Origin of the sequence: Streptococcus oralis subsp. oralis (genome assembly GCF_002096435.1) — a bacterium.
Classification (GTDB): Bacteria; Bacillota; Bacilli; order Lactobacillales; family Streptococcaceae; genus Streptococcus; species Streptococcus oralis_AA.
Genome location: NZ_NCUI01000015.1, coordinates 1 through 1,516, shown reverse-complemented (window position 1 = coordinate 1,516; position 1,516 = coordinate 1). Strand labels below are relative to the sequence as shown.

The 1,516-nt window shown below is 41.4% G+C and carries 1 protein-coding gene; it reads left to right on the top strand.

Annotation, left to right across the window (positions count from 1 at the left end; all coding sequences use genetic code 11):
• A partial coding sequence (locus tag B7723_RS00075; RefSeq protein ID WP_084943922.1) for an LPXTG cell wall anchor domain-containing protein occupies positions 1-1,360 on the top strand: 1,360 nt, incomplete at its 5' end.
• Between the last annotated feature and the right edge of the window lie 156 nt (positions 1,361-1,516).

Genomic DNA, 1,516 nt, shown 5'->3' with positions numbered 1-1,516 from the left:
CATCCCAGCTAAACTCAAAGCGCATAGCGATTTGACTCCTTATAAGGATCAATTGGTACCAAACAAAGCAAGTGTTAACTTCAAGGATGCCAATGGTCAATCTGGCAGCAAGGAATCAAAACCGGTAACGGTGAAACCACGTGACCCAGAAAAACCAACAGATCCAACACCAGGTGAACCAGTTAAGTCTGTTGGGCCAGAAGATGGATCTAAACCTGATAAAAAATACCACTTGCCAAACGCTTTAGATACCTTCCGCTTCGACATTTCAACGCTCGTTCCTGCAGATCCTAAGGATGAAAATGGAAATGCCTTGAAAGATGAGTACGGTCGCATCAAGAAGACGGAATTGACGAACTTCACGATCAGTGATAAAATCAATCAAGTCCTCAAAGTGAACCTTGACCGCATCGCCCTCAAAGTTGAAAACGCTCAATTTGACAAGATCAAAGCAACTCTTCAAGCCCAACTTGAACAGTCTGAGAAAGAACTCAAAGCTTTGACAGGTAAGTCAACTGATGAGACTTCAACAGAGGCTAACAAGAAGGAAGATTTGAAAGCGGCGGAAGCGAAAGTTGCTGAATTGAAAGCGAAGTTGGAAGCAGCTAAGGCAGCACAACCAGCTACTCCAGCAACAGCTGCTGAAGGGACAACACCAGCTACATCTGATTCTTCTGCAACAGAAGATAAGAAACCTGCAACTAGCGAATCAAGTCAAGATCTTGCAAGCTTGGAAGCAGAGTTGAAAGCAGCTGAAGAAAACTTGGCTAAACTTCAAGCACCAGCTGAGAAAGAAGCAGAATTGGCACCAGCTGATAAGAAACAACAACAAGAGAAACTCGAAAATGAAATCAAGAAACTAAAAGAAGCTCAAACTAAGCTTCAAGCAGCTATTGATAAATTGAGTAAGTCTTCAAATGATCGTGGTGAATTAGTAGGTAAAGAATTGGAAGCAATTGCTACTGTTACTTACGATGAAACTGAAAATCTTGTGACTCTTGAAATCAGCGACAAGGATGTTCTTGAAGCCTTGAAGGGAAGTAAAGTAACTCTCGTTCTTTACACAAACTTCAAAGAAGGAACAGACTTCGCTAAGTATCAGGATGGTGTACCAAATACAGCTACAGTAAGCTTCAATCACACCCCACAATCTACCAATACAGTTGTGGTGTTCCCACCAACACCGGTAACACCACCGGCTCCAAATATTCCACCTTCTGAGGGGGAAGTTCCACCAAAAGATCCAGGCAAAAACTTGCCAAATACAGGTTCTGAAGTTTCTACACTCTTTGAAGTCATTGCAGTTCTCATTCTTGGACTTACAGGACTTCTAGTTTGGAAAAACACAGCTGAACAATAGGATTGCATAGTAAGAGGAGGGTAGAAATATTTACTCTCCTCCTTACTGTATTTTGAAAGTGTTAAGGGAAAAAGAATGAGTAGAAAAAAATTATTAAAGTTAGGGATTTCAATACTTGCTTTAAACGCTCTTGGAGTAGCAACGTATCATGTAGCT